The organism is Bifidobacterium sp. N4G05, from assembly GCF_002742445.1.
Classification (GTDB): domain Bacteria; phylum Actinomycetota; class Actinomycetes; order Actinomycetales; family Bifidobacteriaceae; genus Bifidobacterium; species Bifidobacterium hominis.
Map to the genome: position 1 here is coordinate 187,954 of NZ_NJNQ01000001.1, position 22,826 is coordinate 210,779.

The following is a 22,826-nucleotide window of genomic DNA, read 5'->3' on the forward strand; positions in this document are numbered from 1 at the left end:
CCTAGACCTTCTCAACTCTTCAATTCAAGAATAACGGATGCACCCTAGCTTCTACACTCCGAAGCTGGCGATGTTGTTGCCGTATTTTTGACGCACCGCATCCAGTGCCGCTTCCGCGCCGCGCAAACGTTTTGCGTGGGTCTGCATTTGCGCAGATTTTGCTTGAACAGCCTCATGCCGTTCGGCTTCTTTTTCTTCCAGCAGATCATCTAGTGAGGGCTGGATCGCGGTCTCTTCGGCAAGTACAAGTCCGCTGGCGCTCATTCCCGCCAAACGCACTGGTCGGGCAAGGGAGACGGCATGCACGGACTCCGGGGCCATGCCCATCATGACGAGCAGCAGGTCGACGCATTGCGGGTAAAGCACGCTCGCCGCGTCCGTAGGGCAGTCCAACGTGCGTCCTTTCGTCGCATAACTCAAGTCCGGAAATCGGAGTTTGACCATGACCTTGCGTGCGAGGAAACCACGTTTACGCAACGACGTAGCCACGTCATCGCAACACCAGCGAAGCATGGAACACACCTGCCGCATGTCTTGCGTGTCAGCTTCGAAGGTACGTTCCGCACCAATCGATTTTTCCTGCGTGTATGGCACGACGGGCCTATCGTCCAGGCCTCGGGCCGCCTGATACAGGCCGTGTGCGGAAAGAGCAGATCCGGTGGCCTGTTCCAGAGATTCGAGACTCATGCGTGCAAGGTCGGCGACCGAGTTGACGCCCCACGCGTTCAGACGCCTTTCCAGAGAAGGTCCGATGCCGGGAATGCCACGCAATGGCATCATCTGCACGAATTGTGCATGCCGCGCCACGGGAATCATCAACATGCCGTTGGGCTTGGCATTGGTGGATGCCATTTTGGCGACCAGCTTGTTCGCCGCGATGCCGACGGAACAGGTGATGTTGTAGCGCAAGGCCACCTGTTCACGTATCCACGCCCCAATGGCACTGGGACTGCCCCACTGCAGCAACGCTCCGGAAACGTCCATATAGCATTCGTCGACCGATACCTGTTCGATGCGGTCGGTAATCCGGCTGAATACTTCCTTGAAAATGCGATGCGACATCGCGCGATAGTAGCGCATGTCGACCGGAAGGAAAATTCCGTTCGAGCATAGCTTTTGAGCCCTGGAACTTGCCATGGCCGAGTTGATGCCGTATTGCCGCGCCTCATAGCTGGCCGCAGACACCACCGAACGATTGCCCACGCCGATGACCACCGGCTTGCCGCGGTACTCCGGATGCCGAGCCACTTCCAAAGACGCGTAGAAAGCATCCATGTCGATATGCAGCACCGTGCATCCAGCCTCGTCATGACCCCAGTCACATTTGGCTGCTGCGATTCTCGGTGCGGTACTCATGATTCCATGATAGCTGTTTTCACGTTCTACTGAAACAAATGTTCGAATATCGCAGTTTATCTTATGAAACCGGCGTGTCGACAGTTGCGATTCCATAAGGCACACACATGCATACAGCACGGATTTTTCCTTGATGCTCCAACGTTCTTCCATCTTTTTTTCGAGATATGGTGTTTCGCTCGCAGATAGATGGTATAGTTACATGCTGTTGCGCCGTGAAAACGGTAAAACAGTGGAGTCATGCCTGAGTGGCCGATAGGGGCACCCTGCTAAGGTGTTAGTCGTTTTTAGCGGCTCGAGGGTTCGAATCCCTCTGACTCCGCCTTGAGGGTTTTCGGAGAAATCCGGAGGCCCTTTTTTCATGCCAAAACGGTGAAATACCAACGATTTCAAGGCATACGGCGCAAACAGAGAATGTACGGAAATGTACGCCAATGTCAACATTTCCGGTACCCAGCAAGGTACCCGAGTTGAGTACCCAACAAGACATACTGGATTTATGCACACCGGAAAGAAAAAGCCCTCGTAGAAGCCGACAAAGCCGAAATCCAACTTGGGGTAGCCCAGCCGACCGGAAACGCGAGGAAACCGCCATAGAACGCCGTAGAGTGCTGTTCTGCGACTACATGGAAACCTCTTTCCTTCCCTCGTGGATCGAATACAAATCCGACGGCGGCATCCAACGCGACGATACACATGGGCGACGCCATGACCGACATGCTCAAACAGCAGATAAACGGCAAGGCTCCTACCGACTGCGTGATATCCGCCCGACGCCGAACAGGGTCTTTAATGGCCCGAGCCTCCGCGAGACGCCACCGACGAACCAGACGACAGAAACGGTGAAAAGTCGGATAATCAGTCTCGAAATCCTCCTGCACGCGCAACGGCAAATCATTATGCGGCAGGGACGATCCGCAAAGACCGTCCCTGTTTACATATCAGTATTTATACATCAACGGCATGCCGTCACAGGCCAAATGCTTTTCGATCCGTTTCGGTAAGCCAATCCGTCCGCATGCCCGGTTCTTGGCACAAATGCATGGCGGGGCATTCCTCACCGATGCAAGGATCCCATACAGGAAGCGGCGTTCCGTCACGGTCCGTTCCGTTGGGATCGCCATTGGCGGCGAAATTGGTCCAGTACAGCCCCATTCGCCTTGCCAGATCGTAATGCCATCCAACGAACGGACGCCAGCATTTCGCAAGGCTTCCAAAGGAGAACCACAGATCGGACGAGTGAAAGGCTCCGGCATCATCCCCCGGCATAGCGACATCGAAATGATAGTAGTATGGCGCGGTCCCACCGCTTGCGGTCCATTTGCGGATCAACGTGAGATTGCCGAGCTGGCCGACATGCACAGGCTTCCCATCTTCAGTCGAAGCGATGAACTCATTGGTCGTGTTGCCGACCAGCATGTCGACGTTGTTGGCCTTGCAGCCCTCGACGATACGCTCCTCCTGATCGGGAAGGAACAGGCCGTCCACGCATGGCACCCAATTGACGATCATCGACCAGTCATCTTCACGTCCGCTGTCCGGTGGAACAGGCAGGGACTCGGCGGCTTCCAATACCGTTCGGGCCGGGATTGCACGGGCCTGCTCCAGCGTGGAGACACCCAATGCTTCGAACAGACGGATTCCGTTGGCCTGCGCATGCTCCAGCGTGTCCTGCCGCGCATTGAAATACCCTAAGCCTGCACCGGATTGCATGATGGCTTTCTGAAACAGGCCATGATTCATCGGCGAGCAGATCTGGGCCAAGACGCTGGCGGCACCGGCCGATTGGCCGAAAACCGTGATGTTTTCCGGATCTCCGCCGAACTTCGCGATGTTTTCCTTCACCCATTGGATTCCGGCACGCTGATCCAGGAATCCGAAATTCGCATATGATTCGCCATCGCCGCGTTCTACGGCCTCCTCATGCAACAAAGGGTGCGTCATAAACCCAAATGCATTCAGACGATAGGCCACACTGACCACAACGACGCCGTTCGCGGCGAGACGTGTGCCGTCGAATTCCTTTTCAAATGTGCCGCCGCATTGATAGGCTCCGCCGTAGATCCAGACCATGACCGGCAGCTTTTCGGAGGCTACCATGCTATCCGCGCCATATCCGCGTAATGCCGGAGTCCAAATATTCAGGTAGAGGCAATCCTCGCTCATCGGCACGGCCGGATCGGTGCCCCATTCACGATCATAGAAATCATCGGAGGCACCCGGCGTCGGCTGCATCGCGGTAGGCCCAAAATCGAAGGCTTGCAGCACACCATCCCATGGCAGGGCCGGCTGCGGCGCACGCCAGCGCAGACCGCCGACGGGAGGCTGGGCGAACGGGACCCCTCGGAACACGGTGATGCCCTGATCTTCAGCCGCCAAGCCTTCGACAGTTCCCTGCGCCACTATGACCTGTCGCTTCATTGCTCTCTTTCCTTCGTATCCGGCGTCGAATACGCGAAGTCGTAAAAATCGGCGATTCCACCAGTCTCTTTTGTCGAATACAGGAACAATCCGATACGGCAACCTGTGAAATGATCCATTTTGAAGATCATCCGGTGCGCTGTCCCCAATGGACACCATTCGGATTCCGGCGTATCCGCATCGCGGTAGAAGAACGTCACTTCATCCTTGCAATCGGTGAAATCATATACCGCGCGCAGGCGTATGCAATCCGCATCCGCCATGATTTCCGCATCCGTTACGGCTGGACTGTCCCAATCATCGTCGGAGAAGATGGAATCGTCATTCGCCGGCTTGTATTGGACGGTCAGCATCGTGCGGCCGTTCCTTCGCATAAGCGCGATGTAGGAATAGCATCCTTGGAACGCCGCCAATCCGGCGAAGTCGCCATCATGCAATGTCGACGCGTCGACGGTGACTTCGGCCACCGTCACCGGCCCCATCGTGCGCTGCGTCAGCGTGTTCCATGCATGATTGAGATTCGAGCTGATGCGTCCGGAATGCAGGCGGAATGCTCCCGGACGTTCCGTCAGTGACCAGTATTCGTTATGTGGGATGTGATTGAACTGCCAGTATGGCTGCAAACAGTTGGCATCGACTCCGCCTTCGGCATTATGCCGGGCTATGAATTCGCTGCCGTTGATGGGCGTGACAGGTTCGGCACAGCTTGCAGCCGGCACGCTGACCGACTGCGGCACTTTGCCGTTCTCGCCGACGACGGGGAATCCGTCCTCGCCGAACCGCATCGGCATCAGTATCGGCACGCGTCCCACACCGCCGCGGTCCTGCATCATGAATGCATACCAGTCGCCGTCCGGAGTGTCCACCATACCGCCTTGCGCGACTCCGTAACCATGGAAGGACAGGTCGTCGTCGATAATTTCACGCACTTCGAAAGCGCCATCCAAGGATTCGGCCATCAAGCAGGCTTCTGTTTTGCCCTTGCCTTGCGGGAAGTGACAGGTGAAGACGTAATAGCGTCCATCATGCTTGTACAGGTGACTGCCCTCATAACCAAGGTCAGCCTGCGGATCGTCCTGTACGATGACCCGGTCGAGCCCACCCGGCATCGGCCCGCTTAATTCAGGATTCAACTCCGTGATGCGCAATGTCGACTGCCCATGTACGACATAGGCTCGATCATCGTCGTCAAAGAACAGTCCGCTGTCGTAATAGAAGCCGTCAAGCTCACGCTTTCGCCATGGGCCGCATGGATCGTCCGCCGTCAGCAGATAGCTGGCATGCGTATCGTTGGCGGCGAACAACACATACCAGGTGCCCCGATGGTAACGCAGTGACGGCGCCCACATGCCTCGACCGTAGGCGTTGGCACCTTCACATTCCAAACGTTCTTCAGGGGTATCCGCCACGATATTCAATGCGTGCACAATGAATTCCCAATGCACTAGGTCATAGCTGCGCAGAATATCGCACCCGGGTGTGAAATGCATAGTCGTAGTGGCCATGTAATACACGTCCCCGACCCGGATGATGTCTGGATCAGGAAAATCCGTGTAGACCATAGGATTAGTTGAGGTAATCATCATTCATACCAATACTTTCCGCTCAACGCCAGCATGGCGAAAGCATAGAGGAAATTGTCATAGTAACGACGCGTGCCGGTTCGCATCGGCGTATTCCACAGCATGCGCACCCATTCACGGGCATTATGCTCCGCGTCGGGCTGGGCCGAATGCACCGCCGCAAGTGCGCCTTGCGCGGTCGCGGCCAGGAATCCGACCGGATGAAGCACGACCTCGTCCACGGCGGTGCCGTCGATGGCGTAGACGCTAGTACGGTCGTGGGTCAGGAAGAATCGCTGCAGCGCGGCGACGCGGTCGCACAGCACTTCCTGCGGACCGTTCCAGGCTACATCCAGTCCGATATTCGCCGCAGTACGGTAGGCGTCGGAATAGAAATGCCAATGATTGGACTCGTCGACATGCGGCTTTCCGTCATAATCCGCGTATTCAGCGTTCATGCCGGTCCGCTCGTCGCAGGCCGCCTGCAGATAGCGACGGCTTGCGGCAGCTGCCTCATGCCAAAATGGACGGTCTTCTTCGTCGGCCTCTTCGGCGAATACTTCATAGAAGTGCGGCAGATGGTAGGACGGATCGCTCCACTCGGTTTCCGGAATGAACTTGATGAGCTTGTTGTCGGGATTCCACATGGGCTCGCCGTCGTAGCGTTCGCCCTTATGAACGCAATATCTCAAGATCTCGCGTCCCCATGCGGAATATTCGTAGATATCCTCGCCATCACCCCAGCGACGGGAGGCGAGGAACAGATCCATCGCGAAATATTCCTCGCCGTCAGGTGCAGGACCATTCGAGTTCGGCGTACCGTCCGGCGCGACCGACCATGCGAAATAATGCGCATGATGACCGTCCTCCATGTACATGTGACGCATTACCCAGCCCCACAGCTTGTCGAATACGTCCTTACGGTCGTATTGCAGGGCGATCATCATCGCATAGCTCATACCCTCGGTACGTACATCGTTGTTGCCGGTGTCCATCACATAGGCAAGACCTTCGTCGTTCTCCGAATAGAATTTGTTCGGACCTTCGAAAATTTCATGCCAGACCTGTGACACGCGCTTATCGATGGCGTCCTGGGCATATCCGCACTGTGCGAACATGGACTCGCCCAATGTCTTGCTGGTATCGGTTGCATTTGTCATATCAGTTGTTCCATTCCCAGATTTGGATGCGATTCTCTCCGGAGACAAGACCATTCAACGCCCCGGCCTTACGTTCCGTTGCCGTCAAAGCTTGTCCCAGCAAGTCGGTGTCCAGCACATAGTCACTGCCATCGGGCTGTTCATAGCGTTCCTCCGCGATGCGAGGCACGCCGAGCATATCGCTGGTGACGACCTGCATCCTGGTATCAGCGACGGCCTGTGGCACAGTGCACTGCAGGTACAGTCCATCGGGTTCTTCGACCAATGTCACCGGCATGGGCTCATCACACGCAACGCTCGTGGAGGCGGTGCCGCCGAAGAACGGGGCGTCCTCCTGCATGCGCTCCGAATCGTCGGCCGCACCTTCCTGCTTGTTCAGCCCCTGTGCGCCGGACAGATAGATGTTGCCACCCGCGTATAGAGACTGCAGAGGATTGCGCTCGCCACCACCCTGCGAAGGATCTGCCCACATGGCCCGCTGGCGTTCCAAGTATTCATGCATCGACATCGGGCAATCGCTGTAGGCAGACAAACCATACTCACCGACGGTCGGTTTCACCGGTTGCGGCGCGAACATGTTGTTCAGCCAACGCTCATCGCCGCCAGATACCACAGCGCACCCGGCCACCTCGGTGGTGTGCGGATAGTGATACGGCGTAGAACGGTCGGGGACGGTATGCGGTTCAATGCCGCCGCAAATCAGATTGTTGACGAAGGCACCACCTTGCGACCAGTTCTGGAACATCACCGGCGAGGCGAAAACGTTATTGTCCACCAGATACGGCCCATGACTCACTTCAATCATGAGGTCACGGACGTTATCGTGGAACACATTGCGCGTGATGCGCGTGCCCTGCGTCTGCCAATCCATCCACATGCCCAGCGAGCAGTCGTGGATGTTGTTGTTGGCAATGACCGTATCCAATGCGGCATGGAATTTGATGCCAGCGACCTCCCATCCGAAGAATTCACGCTTCAACGCAATGTGATGGACATGGTTATGCTCGATACGGCAGAATGCGCTGCCCATATGTCCGACGATGGCATTCTGTCCACACTCGTAGATGTCGTTGTTGCGTACGATATGACCGCCGATCAGCCCCTTTTCCCAGCCGATGCGACGGGCCTTGAACACGGCCTCCAACTGGTACTGGTAACCGGTCTTGCGCTCGGTTTTCGCCCACTCGTTGTCGCCGGATGAGATTTCCTTGCCCAATGACACCGCGGAGAATTTGGCGTCATGCAGCACGTTGTCTTCGATGATCCAGCCATACGACCAGTTCGGGCCGATCATGCCCCACTGCTGCGAGGTAGGCGGCGCCCAATCTCCAGTGGCCTGCGCCATTTCAAAGCCACGCACGGTGATGTAGTTGACATGGTTGTGGGAAGGGAAGAAGCATGTGCGACGAACACTGACCTCCACCAGTTCCTCATTCGGATCGGCACCTTGGAAATTCGCCCAGATCGTTGTGGTGCCGGCATTCTCGTCCACTTCGGCATGCCATACATAACGTGTACGGTCCACATCCGGCACAGGGCAGGGAATCTTCAACGCGAAATCCTCATCCGTATCACGCGGCTGCGGATCGTATACGCCTTCCAACGTCGTCGATTCGAAGAAGGAAACACCGTTGAGATACACATCGCCAAGATGTTTGTCCGGATCCTCGCCGAACTTGGGCATTTCCAGCCAGTCACCGAAAATCGGGGTCGCGAATGGATTGAAATCCCCGAACATCGTATTATCAAGCATCACCGTCCACACATGCGGATGATAGGCCAATTCCGTCCAGCCCTGCACGCATTCCGAGCCTTTGATAACCGGCCGTGCTTCGCCTTCGGCTCCGCAGTAGGTGATGCGCTCATGTTCACTCAGACCGCCGCGTTTCGGATCGACTTGTTCGCGGTATACGCCTTCATGCACGATTACCGTATCACCCGGAGAGGCCATCTGCGCGGCCTTGGAAATCGTGGCGAACGGATGCTCCACGTCGCCGCACGCAGCATCGCTGCCGGTTGGTTTGACATGGTATTCAAACTTCATTGCTGAATCTCCTTATCCAATATCGGATGTGGGAATACAAAGTCTTTCTCCTTTGGCGACATGCACGAACACACATCTTCATGTTTCGTAAATGCTTTAGCATTTCAGTCAAAGCATCGCTTGATTATATGACTTGACTTTCAAGAAAGTCAAGTCACTTAACTAAATACTTAAAATTTTTGTTACGAAAGTTCTATATGCAAATATTTACGAAACTTTCGAATAGATTTAAGTATTCCAAAAGCAGAAAATTACAGGCTTCCGCCCAAACACAATTAACTGCGAAAACTATTTACGACGTCCCCGGCAATAGCGTTATCATCGATGCTTCATTGTCCGACAAACTGACACTGTACTGGGGAGAGCTCTCTCACTGCGCCACTCGCACGCCCGGTTCCGTTACCACCATCGCCGTGTTCCACAACGTCAAAGCGCGCCGTTGCTCATCACGCAGCCTTGACCAATCGCAATCGGGTTCCAAAGTATAGTTCGGCAATTGGGCGAATATGAATGGTAGTTCCGGACGCTTGAACAGCGCACGCCACTCCTGGATCAGCGACATCAACAGCTGCGCATAACCATAAGACGCATGGGCGTTGGACTCCCTCTGACTCCGCAGATAAAGGGCTTCCAGCAATTGCCGGAAGCCCTCTTGCATATCGGCTTAGCACGCCAAGCGTTCAGCGGCGGAAGCGATTGCCCCGTCGCTGGCGGTGGCGGAGAAGCGCAGATATTCCGGCGCACCATAGAACTCGCCGGGGCTGGCGATGATGCCGATTTTGGCAAGCTGTTCCATATCGGTCCAGCAATCGCCCGACTTGGCTCTCACCCACACATACAACGCACCTTCCGGCATGTCGGTACAGTATCCGTAAGCACGCAACGCGCCCACCAACACGCCGAGACGTTCCCGATAGCGCGCATGCTGAACCTTGACGGATTCCAGATCACGCAATCCGGCAGCCATCGCAGCCTGCACCGGACCGGGAATAATCTGACCAATCTGCTTGCGATATGCATTCATCGACGCAATCAAAGACTCATCTCCGGCAATGAACGCGGTACGATACCCAGCCATATTGCTCTGCTTACTCAACGAATAAAGCACCAGCACGCCCTCTGCGGAGCCCAAACACACATCGCCACGCAGCGCGCACGGCGTCGACGCAAGAGAATCAGCATCACCTTCAGCACCATTCACGGCGTCCCTCCACTGCATCAGCGCATAGCATTCGTCGGAAAGCACCACCGCGCCGATCTCACGCGCAGCTGCGACAATGCCAGCCATCTGCTCAGCCGAATACACCTCGCCCGTCGGATTGCAAGGGGAATTCACCCACACCGCTTTGACGCCAGGCACATTGCGCCACGACGCGACATCAGCCACATCGTCGACCTTAAGCACCTGCGCCCCAGCCAACTGCGTGCCGATCTCATACGTCGGATACGAAACCTTCGGCTGCACCACAACATCATCCTCGCCGAAATGCAACAGCGACGCCATCAACGCAACACCCTCTTTGGAACCAACGGTAGGCACCACATCAGCATGAATCGCCTTCAAATCAACATCGCGGGTCACCGAAAACCATTCAGCAATCGCAGCACGTAGATCGGCAGTACCTGCAGTAACCGGATATCCATACGCATTCGGATCATTCGCCGCCACTGCGAGCGCCTTGCGCACCGAATCGGGCACGGGATCGACGGGAGACCCCACGGACAGGTCGATCATGCCTCCGAACGCGGCCTTTGCCGTGCGCTTGTATGCTGCGATACGCGACCAATCGTATGGCGAAGAAAACTCATGAAAGCCCATCGTGAAAACTCCTTAATAACCCTCTATAAACAAAATATGCGGCCTCTTCCAACGGGAAAAGGCCGCGTTCAAATGCCAATCACTGATTTTGCGGCGGCAGAGCAGCTACCTGCTCCGGATCCTTGCCGATCGGGCCGGCTGCGGAAGCGCCGCCCATATCGCCGACTTCAGCGAAGAAGCTGACTGCGGCATCCTTGTACCAGGCCCACTCGTCTGGCAGATCATCTTCATAGAAGATGGCTTCGGTCGGACACACCGGTTCGCATGCGCCGCAATCCACGCATTCGTTCGGATTGATATACAGGGAACGGGAGCCCTCGTAGATGCAATCGACCGGGCATTCGTCCACGCAGGCCTTGTCTTTGACATCGACGCACGGCTGAGCGACAACGTATGGCATGGTTACCTCCTTAACACTTACCGCTCAAGATTACTCTTGATTGCCAACTTCCAGCTCTCCCGTGCCGAGTCGGGCGTGGCGGTAGCCGTAGCCGAAGTAGATGCAGAAGCCGACCGCAAGCCAGACCACGAATCGAATCCAGGTGAGCACGCTCAGGTTGAGCATGAGCCAGATGTTGGCGAGCGCGATGAGGATAGGGACCCATGGATTGCCGGGGATTTTGAAGACTCGCTTCAGATCGGGGCGCTTCTTGCGCATGATCGGAATAGAGATGGAAACAAGGGTGAATGCCGACAGTGTGCCGATGTTCACCATGTCGGCAAGGATGCTGACGTTGCAGCTGGCTGCGATGAGTGCCATGAGCACGCCGACGGCAATCTGCAGACGTACTGGAGTGCCGTGCTTGCCTGTGTGACTGAGCGGGCGCGGCAGCAGGCCGTCTCGGCTCATGGCGAACACCACGCGGGTCAGGCCGAGCAGCAGCACCATGACCACGGTGGCCAGACCGATCACAATGCCAAAACTGATGATTTTGGCGGCCCAGTCAGCGCCGACCATTTCGAATGCTGTGGCGAGCGACGGGTCTTTCTGCTTGGCGAGGTCTTTGTAGGAGACCATGCCGGTGGTGACGATGGCGACGAGGGTGTAGAGCACGATGATCAGTCCCATGCCCACGCCGATGCCCAGCGGAACGTTCTTCTTCGGGTTGATGGTTTCCTCGGAGGTGGTGGCGACCACATCGAAGCCGAGGAACGCGAAGAACACGAGGGCCGCGCCGGAGATGATGCCGGTGATGCCGTAGATGCTGGGGGTCATGCCGGTGACCCACTGCCATAATGGCTGTTCCATGGTTGCGGTCAAGCCGGATCCGGTGGTGGCTGCCGGTTCGCTCGGTGGGATGAATGGGGTGAAGTTTTCGGCTTTGACGTAGAAGAAGCCGACGATCACGACGAATAGCACGATGGCGATTTTCAGTATGGTGAGCGCGCCGTCTACGCGTGCGCCGATTTTCGTGCCGCATACCAAGAGTGTCGTGAAGAAGGCCACGACGATGATTGGCGCGAAATCGAAATTAAATGATCCGAAGGTGACGTTGGTATTGATGTTCCATCCGACAAGTCGGAAGAAATCGTTGAGATAGACGCCCCAATATTTGGATACGACGGAGCCTGCCATCAGCATTTCAAGGATCAGATCCCAGCCGATCACCCATGCGACGATCTCACCGACAGTGGTATAGGTGAAGGTGTAGGCAGATCCCGCAACCGGAATCATGGACGCGAATTCGGCGTAGCACATTACGGCCGCACCGCATACCACGCCGGCGATGAGGAAGCTGATGATCACGGCTGGGCCCGCATGGAAGGCTGCCGCCTGGGCGCCGATGGAGAAGATGCCCGCGCCGACGGCCACTGCCACGCCCATAATGGCCAGATCCCACCAGGTCAGGTCTCGTTTCAGGGAGCGCCCCGACTCCCCCGTTTCCGCCAATGTCTGTTCGACGGATTTCTTACGTAATATGTTCATTATGTTTCCCTCTCCCTTCGTTCTTACGTTTACTTGAGGCTCATGCCGATGACGACCGGTTCCGGAATGAGACGGATGCCGTACGTCTGTTCGACACCATCCTGCACGGTTTTGGCAAGTTTCACGATGTCGGCTGCCGAAGCTCCTCCTCGGTTGGTCAATGCCAACGTATGCATGGTGGACAGTCCCGCAGTAGCGTTTTCGCTGATTTTGTAGCCTTTATGAAAGCCTGCATGATCGATAAGCCATGCTGCGGATGTTTTGACTCCTGACGTGCCATCCGGCAGGGTCGCACTGAATCGAGGCGCGTCTTCGGGAAGTCTGGCCGCCTGCTCTTCGCTCAGAATTGGATTCATGAAGAAGCTGCCGCAGCTATGGCGATTGTAGTCGGGTTCGTCATTGCCTGCCTGTGTGCGTTGCGCATTATGGGCAATGGCGACCAGTTCGCTTTTTTTGGTGCCGCGCATGGCCTCGGTCAGGTAACGGTGGGAATCCTCAAGCATGCCCTTGGAGGCACGTACTTTCAATACCGCGTGACGAATATCCGTTGTCGACATGCGTTCGCCCACTTCCACGCCCAATGCTTTGGCAAGCTGCCCGTAGCCTACCACGCCGGTTGCGCTGTGATGCAGCGCGAAGGTTACGGACAGTACCACGTAGCGCGGTGTCGGGAAGAAGTCGGCCGCAGGCGTTGCCGGAGCGCTGTACATGCTGGCTTTGAGCGCACTCATACGGTACCCGAAATGCAGTTCCTGATTGGTGAGCTCTTTGATCTGCTTGTCTTTGCGGTCCCAGACTTCCACGCTTTCGACGCTGGATGCGACCTCCTGTCCGTATGCGCCGATATTCTGCACCACCGACGCGCCGACGGTGCCTGGAATTCCGGAAAGTCCTTCCACGCCTTCCAAGCCAAGTCCGACGCAGTAGTCAACGAAATCATCCCAATTGCAGCCGGCTTCGGCGTTGACATGCACGATTTTTTCGTCGTTTTCGGCAGGCGCTGCCTCATCAAGCACACTTACGGCGCGTCGCGCATCACGGACCACGACGCCATTGAACGGTGTGTCGGCCACGAGCATGTTGGATCCGCCTCCGATCACGCACAACGGCAAGCCTTTGACGTCGGCATCCTCGACGGCTTCGATAACGCCGACACGCGAAGTCGGTTCGATAAAGGATGCAATTGGTCCGCCTACGGCGATAGTGGTGAGATCTGCGAAATTGGTCATGGTGATTAGCTTAGCGTGCGGGGAAGGCAGTTGGAAAAGTGCTAAGAGGGTTCCGGAAAAAACAAAAAACCCGACCAATTGGTCGGGTTGAAAACTTTGAACTCGTTCAGCGGGTCTCGCGATGCACGGTCTGCTTGCCGCAGCGGGAGCAGAACTTCTTCAGCTCAAGACGATCCGGCGTATTACGGCGGTTCTTCGTCGTGATGTAGTTACGCTCCTTGCACTCGGTGCATGCCAGCGTGATGCCCGGACGAATGTCGGCGCTCTTGCTTGCCATCTAAGTTCACCTCTTGTGGTTCGTTGCTATGCCGACGTTCCGTCGACCTTTGTAGCGAGAAAGAGACTCGAACTCTTGACCTTACGATTATGAGTCGTACGCTCTAGCCAGCTGAGCTATCCCGCCATGAGAGCCTCGAGTGAGAATCGGACTCACGACCTCTTCCTTACCAAGGAAGTGCTCTACCACTGAGCTATCGAGGCGTGGCGGATAGTGGATTCGAACCACTGAAGCACGAGGCGACTGATTTACAGTCAGTTCCCTTTGACCGCTTGGGAAATCCGCCGTGCTGCCTGTTTGGTTGAACCCGAACCGGCAACCCGTTTAGTATGCCACAGACCATGCGATTAACGCAAATACGGCGTGTCGCGGAAACCAGAAATGCTCACAATCGTTGGAATTCCAACGTTTCATAGCTATCAGCCGCATATGTGCGCAAATCAGGGCAAATTCTCACGAAAAAACTTCCCGGAAGGAAAAATCATGAGTTTTTCTTCCGGCCCTCCTCCCTGGACCGACTAAACAGCGATGTCGGGAACAGCGCACGCAGCGTCAAACGCAACCTTCGAGGCATGCGATGCGTAGAATCATCGTCGATATCGCAATCGCCATTGCGCAGACAATCGCACACCTTGCACACCTGGACGGCCGACACGCATCCCATTGCAGAAACTTCGAGTGCTTGAAGGTAAAAAAGACCCCGTCACCGCAACGATTGTTCACCAATCGTCCGCTGACGGGGTCTTCAAACAGCTACGCGCTACGCTCAGCCGAGAATGGCCAGAATATCGCGGGAGGAAACGATCAGGTAATCCTCACCCTGATAGTGCACCTCGGTGCCGCCATACTTGGAGTACAGCACCTTATCGCCGACCTTGACGTCGACCGGAATGCGCTCGCCGGCATCGTTACGACGGCCCGGGCCAACAGCCAGGACTTCACCCTGCTGCGGCTTCTCCTTGGCATTGTCCGGAATGAACAGACCGGATGCGGTCTGGGTTTCGGCTTCCGCCTGCTTGACGATGATCTTGTCTTCCAACGGTGTGAGTGAGATCGACACTGTGGACCTCCTCTTTCTAAGAGAAATCGTTACTTACCGCGCCGGGACCCGCTTGCAAGAGGCTGACGATCACTTACGGCGTCGTCCTTTCGCGCTGAAACATATCCTAGCGCGATTATTAGCACTCTGCCAACTCGAGTGCTAACGCCGAGAGCTAAATCTACGAAAAGAGCCTGAAACCATACGGTTTCAGGCTGATGTTCTTTACGCTTGTTTGCACGTTTCGTGCGTTTCGCGCGTTCGCTTCCCTCCGTCATGCCCCACGACGGGCCATGATGGACGCCAAACCCACACCCAAGGAATCGGAGGTGACGCTGGGAGCCTCAACGTCGGCGCTGACCTCGGAGTCGTGGAATCCCACAGCATCCACGTCCTGCAGATGAACGCCGGCCTCCACGCGGGCGGCCGCCTCGTCGGCATCCATGCTGCTCATCGCGTCGGAAGGCACAATCAACGGCTCGACATTGCCAGAAACCGCACTCTCAGCCGGAGGCACAGCCTTGGCCACCTGACGGGTGGATTTGATCTCCATGCTTTCCGGAGCGGCTGGCGCGATATCATTGCCATTACGCGGCGCGCCCAGCGAAAACGAAATCAGATCCTGCGACGCACCGGCCACGGCGGACGAATCCGTATCGTATGCATCCGCGCCCTCGGCTTTGGCGATTTCATCACGCTCATCGTGGATGGACAGACCGTTCTTCTTATCCGACACGACCTGCGCATCCACAACGTTCGGTTCCGCAGCGGATTTCGCTTCGGATTCCTCCTTGCGCTTGCTTACGGCGGCATCATGGTCGGCCTTGCCACGATCGATCGCCTGACGAATCTCACCTTCCGGCATGACATCGGTCGGCACTTGAGATTCGGCAATCCTACGAATTTCAGCAAGCTCCTGCGCCTGCAAACGAGCGCGTTCCGCCTGCTCCTCCTGGGCACGCTTGCGCTCCGCCATAGCCCGCTTCCTCATCTTGGAACGATACTTGGCGACCTTGTGCTCCCACGCTGCGGCCTGCTTGGCGGCCCTCACCCCCAAAGCGAGCACTCCGGCAAGCAACGCGGCGGGAATCAAAGCGAACGACGGACTGAAATGCAACACAAACGCGCACACCAACACGGCGATTGTGATCACCAGCATCGAGACAACAATAATCCGTCTTCTGCGGATCGCGGCACGACGAAGGGCACGGACATGCGCAATCCTTTCGTCGGTCAGCTTGCCCTCATGCGTCTCGTTGGACTGCATTATTGCCCCTTTCGCCTTTGCGGCGGTCTTATCGGAGAATCGCGTTCCACTGTCGGCATCCACCAGATGCAGCGACGGCGAAAAGCGGTCCTCTCGGTGCTCGATTACCCGCTTCATGCCTTTGACCGTCCGTTTGGGCAGCCAGAAAGCCATGAGAATAATCACAATCGCAAGCACCACAACCGTGCTTAACGATTCATAACCCATAACTCACAAGAATAGGAGACATTCCGACATTCTTCGGGGCACACGCCCCCGCGTGTCTCGAACATGTTCGTCGAAAGTGCGTGTCGAGCCTCTCCAACGACTCACTCGCCCATCAACCGTGCGGTGAAACCGTTTGGTGCGCACTCCGGCAGCAGCGCATACGATTCATGATCACGCCATTGTCCGTTAACGAACATGTACGATTTGCGCACACCCTCATAACATGCTCCCACCTTGAGCGCGACCTTGCGGGAACGCTCGTTTTCGGGAAGCAGGTCGATTTCCATACGATGCAATTGCGGTCCGGAGGGGTCGAACATCGCCCAATCAGCCAACAACGCGACGGCCATAGGAGCATATCCACGACCTGCGCAACGCTCGTCGATCCAGTAGCCGACCACGCCAGTACGCATGGCGCCGTAGCAGATCGCTCCCAACGAAATCTGGCCGACGATACGCCCATGATGCTCGATGACGAACACCACTCCGGTACCGTTTCGCTCGTTGCGCCGCATCGCGCGCACCCACTCATTGAACGACATCGACGCGCCATGCAACGGGTCTCCGGATTCCCACGGCTTCAGCCAGTCGTCATTACGCCAACGGACGTCGTTCCATTCATCGCAGTCGTCGAAGGTCAGCGGCCGCAGAATTATGGGAACGTGAAGCCCATGCGATTGGATGAAACGCGGAACATCGATGGCATTGGATTCCGAACGCATCATGCCGCGCAAAGATTGCAAAATCGTCACGCCTTCATTCTGCCATGCGCATAACATTTTCGTTTTCGCGCAACCATCCCGTGGTAGAACATGCGATATGACCCCGAATATGCAAACCGATGCCGCAGGCGACGGCACGCGTGACGAAGCCTTAGCACAACGCGAGCTGAAAAGGCAATGGCGCAAGACCGCAATCGCAAGAAGAAGACGGACGAACCCTGAGGAACGGCTGGAAGCCGGCAGAAAACTGGCCGAACAGGCACGGCAGGCGAATCTCATCCATTCATTCACCACGGTGGCCGCATTCGCATCCATGGGCAGCGAAATGTCGATGACACCGATGCTGCAGACGCTTTTCGATTCAAACTGCCGCATACTCGTTCCACGGCTTGGAAAAGGCACGGATATTGGTTGGAGCGAGCTTGACAGCATCCACGATCTGCACGATCAGACCAACAGCGACGGCTCCATCAACACGCATCGTCCGCAGGAACCCAGCAACAGCGCATGTGGGCCCGAAGCGTTGAAAGACGCTGGACTGATCATCGTTCCCGCTTTTGCCGTCGATCATGAGGGATTCCGTTTGGGGCGCGGCGGAGGATGGTACGACCGGGCGCTTGAATACCGTGCAATCGGAGCGCGCGTGGTGGCGGTCTGCTGGCCTTGGGAGCCGACCGACGAGCCAGTGCCGCATGAGGCGCACGACATTCCCGTCAATGGAGTACTTACGCCGAATGGATTCACGGAGGTTCGCCAATAAACCATTCGTGAATAAGACGTTCATGCGGCCGTCTCAGGGAGCGTACTAGGATATGTCCCGTTAAGAAATTTGAGAATCTGGTTGAAGCGAGGATACTTTGCCTACTTATCATTACCGTTGCAAGAACTGCAACTACGATTTCACCGAGCAGCAGTCGTTCACCGACGATCCGATCACCATCTGCCCCGAATGTGGCGAGGAACAGGTCCATAAGGTGTATTCCGCGCCGCCGATCGAATTCAAGGGATCTGGTTTCTACCGCACCGATAAATCCAAGTGAGCTCAATCACATAATTCAAACAAGCTCAACCCCTTGGAAAACAAGGCGACACGCCGAAGCCTGTGGATAACTCACATCCTCCGACCACAACCCTTGATCCGGCTTGCGCAACAACTATTCGTAAGGTCATCATGCATGCATGGTGACCTTTTTCCATGATTTGTTGCAACGTCTGCAGGGCACGGATGGCAGGCGAACAACCGACGGCACGCGGACTGCGCCCTATCGGCGACGAAGGAACGCGCGATTGCACCGGCTGCTCGCCGCGGTCTGTGCCGGACTTGCCATGTTCGCAGCCCTGCAGTGCGTGCGATTGACGATTTCCACGCAACCGGTTGTCGTCGCCGCGCAGACCATTGCGAAAGGCAGCGTGATTACCGCGGATTCGCTCGCATTGCGCGATCTTCCGTATGACGAGGCCTTACGTAACGTTTTCCAGGATTGCGACGATGCCGTCGGGCTAATCGCCCAAGTGGACGTTGCGGAAGGCGGCATCGTCACGTCGACCATGGCGCGTGCCTCTCCCGTTGTTCCCGAAGGATACACGGCGATCGAAGTGCGATTGGCGAGTTCCGCCGACAATCTGTCGCTTGGCGATATCGCGACGCTTTCCAGCGCCACGATATTCGGCGAGGCGACACCGGAAACATCACCGGATACGGATGCCGTGACGTTGCGCGAACTATGCTCGGGCGCGATCCTGACCGCAAAACCCTCGCGCGATGCGGACGGCAACACCCTTGCGGTGTTTGCCATGCCTCCTCATGAAGCGGCGACCGTTCTGCAGGCCCAAGAATACAGCGCGATTATCGCCATCGTCAGTTCGTGATGACAGCGAGGCGAATCCCAGGCGAATGTCAGTGTCCCCGCTCGGAGAACACGCCCCAATGCGGCGGCAATTCGCCCAGAATACGCTTGTCGTCGTCCGCATTGCGCTGACGTTCGGTGAGCACATCGGACGGTTCGAGCTTAACGCCGTCCGCATCGAACAGCTCCGTGCCTTGGCGGACCACACGCTTGTGCTTGCGTGCCGTTCGGCGAGTGGCGCAATAGCCGGACACCACGCGAACGGCAGACTGGTCGGTTTCCTGGGAAGACTCCTGCGGAGAATGCTCGTCGACGCTCATCTGGACGATCATTTGACCTCCTGATACAGGTCGCTCAAGCGTGCCACGATGCGGTCCACTTCCTTGTCTGGATTCACGAACGCGCCGACGCTCCACACGGTCATAACGGACCAGCCAAGCGATTCGATGTTCTGCAAAAGCACGCGGTGACGTTCCCTGGTGGACTGCAATCCCATGAATTGCGCGTCGTCGGTGAGCACCGCCAACGCGAACGGCTTGTCGTTCAGACCGACCACTAGCGGCAGCTTGGATCCATTGTCGAAACCATAATCGACGGCCACATTCAGTCCACGGGCTCGAATGCGATCGGCAAGATCGTTGAGAAGCACGTTCGAGCCGGTCATCTTGACGGCGGGACGCACCACGCTGTCATCAAGCTGCTCCGCCCAACGAAGCACGGTCTTCAGCATCTTCGGACCAGCCTGGTGCAGACGTTCGTCGTCCATGTCGGACGACGAGAACGCGGACACGATGTCAAGATGGCGGTCCGGCACGGCCAATGCGTCCAACAACATGCCTCGCCCGCCTTCGGATTCCAACGCTCCGAACTGCTGCAGCAGTCGCCCATGGGAGGTTTTCGCATAGCACATCGCAAGAATCGCGTCAGTGGCATGCGCACCGGCCACGTCGGAAATGTCCACGATGCGCACATGGCGAAGGAACATGCCCATGGCCTTGTTCTTGTTGGCGATGGCCTTGAGCTCTGCCCCCAGTCGGGTGCGGAACGTATGCGTAAGCGTCACCACTGTAAGCATGTATGATGCGGGCACAATGGTAAAACCGGCGGCACGCTTGGTGATCAGCCTGATCACCTCGTCGATCTCCTGCTGGCTGCTTTCCACCAGCCCCGAAGTGATGACCGGCACACCGTTGGCGTCAGCCACGAAATGGTAGGCGATCTCGCCTTGTGCGCCTTCTTTTGCCACGTCGAAAGGTACGGAACCGTAGCCTTCCGATTCCAGGAACGCATTGAGTTTCGGAGCGCGTCGAACAGGACGATTGGCGATTTTCACGCTCGGCAGCAGCGCAATAAGACGCTTCAGACCATCGGATGTGACCGTTTCACGATGTGCGATCACCACCACCTGCTTGGCACGGCTAATGATGCTCAGCAATTCGATGGACTGGATATGCGAGGCCGCATCGATGATGACGACGTCAGCCAACGGCGCCGGATCGGTAATCGCCGCTAGCGTGGCGGGCGTCGCAACAAGAATCGGTTTCGCCGCTGCGAGAATCTGCGGATGCTCCTTGTGCAGGCGATTCAACGAAACATTACGGGAGCCGGCAAGCATGGTATGCAGCAGATTGGCTTCCTGCGTACGCGAGAACAGCATGTCGCATAGGCGACGCATGGATTCCTGCGCCACCATCGGCCCGACCGAACGCACGTGCTCCACGTCGACTTGGGCAAAGCGTTCCGCAGCGCTCTGCAATGCCGAACCATCTTGGTTGGAGATGATGGCGGAGGATTTCACAATATCCTCGAACGCCGTGGTCCACCATGCCAACTGCAGTTCTCCTGCAACGGCATCGTTGGGAATACCACGATTGTTCAGATCCTCAACCAGCTCGTCAAGACCGACCGAGTGGAAGTCACGTTCCAAGCGAGCGCGCTCCGGCAGATTGTCGAGCGCCTGCTTGTCGTCATACAGGGCCTTCAAACGCTCTTCGACCTGGTTGAAATCAACGGTTTCGAGATTGCCTCCCTGCGGGGTTGTGGCAAGCACCGCATTCAACGCGGTCATGTCACGATTGAGATTCTCTTGCGTTTCGATGATATCGTCCAGCTTGGCGGGCAGTACTGGCCAACCGCCATGAGGCACGAACATATGCCACTGATCGGCCTGCTTGGATACCACAAGCAACGCCTCGTGCAGGTTCTCCACCTGTGCGCCGACGCGCAGCATGCCCTTGGCTTCCTTGATGTGGCGGCGACGCTCCCAGAATCCCATGGAACTGCCTTCGGCCTTGCGCTCGGCCTTCGGCTTGGTCGCCTCGATCATGGATGCGATGTCACGTTCGAAGATTTCCGGCTGGAATACGTCAAGCACTCGTCGCAGGTTCTTCAGCACCATGACCTGACGGCCCCACTCCTGCGCGGTCGTTGGAATCGGGAATCCGCAGGTCTGCACCGTGCTGGCCACCTGCTCACGGGTGGCGGGCAGCACCTTGCGCAACAGTTCGACCACACGCTGGTATGCGCTCACCGCTTCCTCCTCGGAATACAGCGAAGCCTTGTACCATGCGGTATCGTTCTCCGTGATGGTGTATTCGCCAAGTTCACCCGCACGCTGCAGTTTCGCAGCCCAATCCTCGATCTTGTCTGCAATGGAATGCGCGGTCTGCTTGCTCAAACGCACGTGCGTGGTCGGATGGGTGGGTAGCGCCGCGATCTGCGCGAGATTCTGAATCGTCTGGTAGGCGGATACGCCCCACTCCGGGCTCACGCCGTGAAGATCACCCAGATAACGGGTCAAACGGGAGCGCACACCAACCAATTCATCGGCAATCTGATCAAAACGGGACGAAGCCACACCCGATTGGAAGCCGACCGCGGCAATCAACTGACGATCAATCGCCGCATTGGCACCATCATCGGCGATATCCAACAACTGTCCGCTCATCTCATTCGCGGCAACGGACTGCACAAATCGACGTTTCTGATCGGTCACGCACGGCACATAAAGCACGGAACGTCCGTTCATCACGCAACGGGACGCGATCGCGGCAGCCTGCTCGGCGGTATTGTTGGCAATCGGGCTATCCACAAACAGCGAATGGCCCGCGGACGCAAGCTGCGAAGCGTATCGGACGGTATTGTCGATATCGCCGACCTCATACTCGCCATGCGGATCAGCATCGAACGGACTGTATTCCGGAATCTCAGCCCCCTCCAATGCTTCCGCGGCGGCCCTGTCTCCAGCCAAAGCGTCCAAAGCGGTATTGCCAGTCGGGCCTTGAGCCAACTGATCGATGATCTTCTGGCTTTCCACCAGCATCTGCGACGCCGGATCCATAAAGCACCCGAGAATAATGTGCCGTTCAATCTCGAAATCGGGGAACGCGTTGGCCGCACGATCCGTGATGGCCGCGAACACCGCGGACGTCTCTGGCGTGCCGCTCTCATAGTTCGAACCGTCAAACAGCTTGGCCTCATCCAATACGACGTTGTTCTCACGCAGCACGGCCGCGAAAGCCGCGTTCAGACGCACACGCCCTGTGAATGCGATCACCGTACCGTTTTCGATATTACGGCCTTCTTTGCGCACTTCGACCGGGTACATGAGCACCGGCATCTGATTGCCCTTCCAGATGGCCACGCCGACCACCAAAGACAATTCACCCACGCCGCTGACGCGGCTTTTCGCCTCACGGTCGTCAAGCACACGTTCCACGCGACGACCAGCGGCGCGCAACATGCCGTTGTCACGGAACAAGGAATTGAGCTGAACATGCCCGCTGGCGAACAGCTGTGCGATGCCGGACGGGTGCGCGTGCGTCATATCAAGCTGGGCGCTCAGCTGCGTCACATCCTCAAGCGGCGACGGCGATAGGCCAAGACGGTACTTCTCACGCCACCCACGAATACGATCCAGCTCAGTGACGTTCTCATTGCTTTCGCTCAT

The 22,826-nt window shown here is 56.9% G+C and carries 19 protein-coding genes and 4 tRNA genes; 4 read left to right on the forward strand and 19 right to left on the reverse strand.

Annotation, left to right across the window (positions count from 1 at the left end):
- Nucleotides 1–51: 51 nt before the first annotated feature.
- Nucleotides 52–1,356 (reverse strand): DNA polymerase IV, encoded by a 1,305-nt coding sequence (dinB, locus tag CE153_RS00900; protein WP_099594841.1) that lies wholly within the window; start codon nucleotides 1,354–1,356, stop codon nucleotides 52–54.
- Between the two features lie 234 nt (nucleotides 1,357–1,590).
- Here dinB and CE153_RS00905 point away from each other — a divergent pair.
- Nucleotides 1,591–1,678 (forward strand) — tRNA-Ser (locus CE153_RS00905).
- Between the two features lie 647 nt (nucleotides 1,679–2,325).
- Here the strand turns inward: CE153_RS00905 and CE153_RS00910 are convergent.
- From CE153_RS00910 to CE153_RS00985, 16 genes are all read right to left on the reverse strand, one after another.
- On the reverse strand, nucleotides 2,326–3,777 hold the full coding sequence (locus CE153_RS00910) for a carboxylesterase/lipase family protein (RefSeq protein ID WP_099594842.1): 1,452 nt from the start codon (nucleotides 3,775–3,777) through the stop codon (nucleotides 2,326–2,328).
- A complete protein-coding gene (locus CE153_RS00915) occupies nucleotides 3,774–5,363 on the reverse strand; it encodes a glycoside hydrolase family 43 protein (protein ID WP_099594843.1) in 1,590 nt (529 codons plus the stop codon). Before CE153_RS00915 ends, CE153_RS00910 begins: the two co-directional genes overlap by 4 nt.
- The gene (locus CE153_RS00920; protein WP_099594844.1) at nucleotides 5,360–6,499 is read right to left on the reverse strand and encodes a glycosyl hydrolase family 8; all 1,140 of its coding nucleotides are present in this window, start codon (nucleotides 6,497–6,499) and stop codon (nucleotides 5,360–5,362) included. Before CE153_RS00920 ends, CE153_RS00915 begins: the two co-directional genes overlap by 4 nt.
- 1 nt (nucleotide 6,500) lies before the next feature.
- Nucleotides 6,501–8,543, reverse strand: a complete 2,043-nt coding sequence (locus CE153_RS00925; protein WP_099594845.1) for a right-handed parallel beta-helix repeat-containing protein — start codon at nucleotides 8,541–8,543, stop codon at nucleotides 6,501–6,503.
- A 370-nt stretch (nucleotides 8,544–8,913) separates the two neighbouring features.
- Entirely contained in the window at nucleotides 8,914–9,105 is a 192-nt protein-coding gene (locus CE153_RS00930) for a hypothetical protein (RefSeq protein WP_180753353.1), read from the reverse strand.
- A 102-nt stretch (nucleotides 9,106–9,207) separates the two neighbouring features.
- The gene (dapC, locus tag CE153_RS00935) at nucleotides 9,208–10,362 is read right to left on the reverse strand and encodes a succinyldiaminopimelate transaminase (RefSeq protein ID WP_099594847.1); all 1,155 of its coding nucleotides are present in this window, start codon (nucleotides 10,360–10,362) and stop codon (nucleotides 9,208–9,210) included.
- Between the two features lie 79 nt (nucleotides 10,363–10,441).
- Entirely contained in the window at nucleotides 10,442–10,762 is a 321-nt protein-coding gene (gene fdxA / locus CE153_RS00940) for a ferredoxin (protein WP_003836048.1), read from the reverse strand.
- 30 nt (nucleotides 10,763–10,792) lie between these two features.
- Entirely contained in the window at nucleotides 10,793–12,289 is a 1,497-nt protein-coding gene (locus tag CE153_RS00945) for an APC family permease (RefSeq protein ID WP_099594848.1), read from the reverse strand.
- A 29-nt stretch (nucleotides 12,290–12,318) separates the two neighbouring features.
- Nucleotides 12,319–13,518, reverse strand: a complete 1,200-nt coding sequence (locus CE153_RS00950; protein ID WP_099594849.1) for an FAD-binding protein — start codon at nucleotides 13,516–13,518, stop codon at nucleotides 12,319–12,321.
- Nucleotides 13,519–13,624: 106 nt separating this feature from the next.
- On the reverse strand, nucleotides 13,625–13,795 hold the full coding sequence (rpmG, locus tag CE153_RS00955; protein ID WP_003807891.1) for a 50S ribosomal protein L33: 171 nt from the start codon (nucleotides 13,793–13,795) through the stop codon (nucleotides 13,625–13,627).
- 52 nt (nucleotides 13,796–13,847) lie between these two features.
- Nucleotides 13,848–13,921, reverse strand: a tRNA-Met gene (locus CE153_RS00960).
- Between the two features lie 5 nt (nucleotides 13,922–13,926).
- Nucleotides 13,927–13,998, reverse strand: a tRNA-Thr gene (locus CE153_RS00965).
- A 1-nt stretch (nucleotide 13,999) separates the two neighbouring features.
- Nucleotides 14,000–14,081 (reverse strand) — tRNA-Tyr (locus tag CE153_RS00970).
- A 480-nt stretch (nucleotides 14,082–14,561) separates the two neighbouring features.
- The gene (gene groES, locus CE153_RS00975; RefSeq protein WP_099570978.1) at nucleotides 14,562–14,855 is read right to left on the reverse strand and encodes a co-chaperone GroES; all 294 of its coding nucleotides are present in this window, start codon (nucleotides 14,853–14,855) and stop codon (nucleotides 14,562–14,564) included.
- 253 nt (nucleotides 14,856–15,108) lie between these two features.
- Nucleotides 15,109–16,308, reverse strand: a complete 1,200-nt coding sequence (locus CE153_RS00980; RefSeq protein ID WP_099594850.1) for a hypothetical protein — start codon at nucleotides 16,306–16,308, stop codon at nucleotides 15,109–15,111.
- Between the two features lie 101 nt (nucleotides 16,309–16,409).
- Entirely contained in the window at nucleotides 16,410–17,033 is a 624-nt protein-coding gene (locus tag CE153_RS00985) for a GNAT family N-acetyltransferase (RefSeq protein ID WP_236824424.1), read from the reverse strand.
- 94 nt (nucleotides 17,034–17,127) lie between these two features.
- Between CE153_RS00985 and CE153_RS00990 the strand changes: the two genes are divergently transcribed.
- The 3 genes from CE153_RS00990 (at nucleotide 17,128) to CE153_RS01000 (ending at nucleotide 18,899) form a co-directional block, all read left to right on the forward strand.
- Nucleotides 17,128–17,790 carry a 5-formyltetrahydrofolate cyclo-ligase gene (locus CE153_RS00990; RefSeq protein ID WP_099594851.1) on the forward strand — a complete coding sequence of 221 codons (663 nt, stop codon included), beginning with the start codon at nucleotides 17,128–17,130 and terminating at the stop codon, nucleotides 17,788–17,790.
- 97 nt (nucleotides 17,791–17,887) lie between these two features.
- Nucleotides 17,888–18,070 carry an FmdB family zinc ribbon protein gene (locus tag CE153_RS00995; RefSeq protein ID WP_099570980.1) on the forward strand — a complete coding sequence of 61 codons (183 nt, stop codon included), beginning with the start codon at nucleotides 17,888–17,890 and terminating at the stop codon, nucleotides 18,068–18,070.
- A gap of 139 nt (nucleotides 18,071–18,209) precedes the next feature.
- Nucleotides 18,210–18,899 (forward strand): SAF domain-containing protein, encoded by a 690-nt coding sequence (locus CE153_RS01000; protein WP_099594852.1) that lies wholly within the window; start codon nucleotides 18,210–18,212, stop codon nucleotides 18,897–18,899.
- A 28-nt stretch (nucleotides 18,900–18,927) separates the two neighbouring features.
- Here the strand turns inward: CE153_RS01000 and CE153_RS01005 are convergent, their stop codons facing one another.
- Complete coding sequence (locus CE153_RS01005; RefSeq protein WP_180753364.1) at nucleotides 18,928–19,131, reverse strand: hypothetical protein; 204 nt, start codon at nucleotides 19,129–19,131, stop codon at nucleotides 18,928–18,930.
- A 74-nt stretch (nucleotides 19,132–19,205) separates the two neighbouring features.
- Nucleotides 19,206–22,826, reverse strand: a complete 3,621-nt coding sequence (locus CE153_RS01010) for a helicase (RefSeq protein WP_099594853.1) — start codon at nucleotides 22,824–22,826, stop codon at nucleotides 19,206–19,208.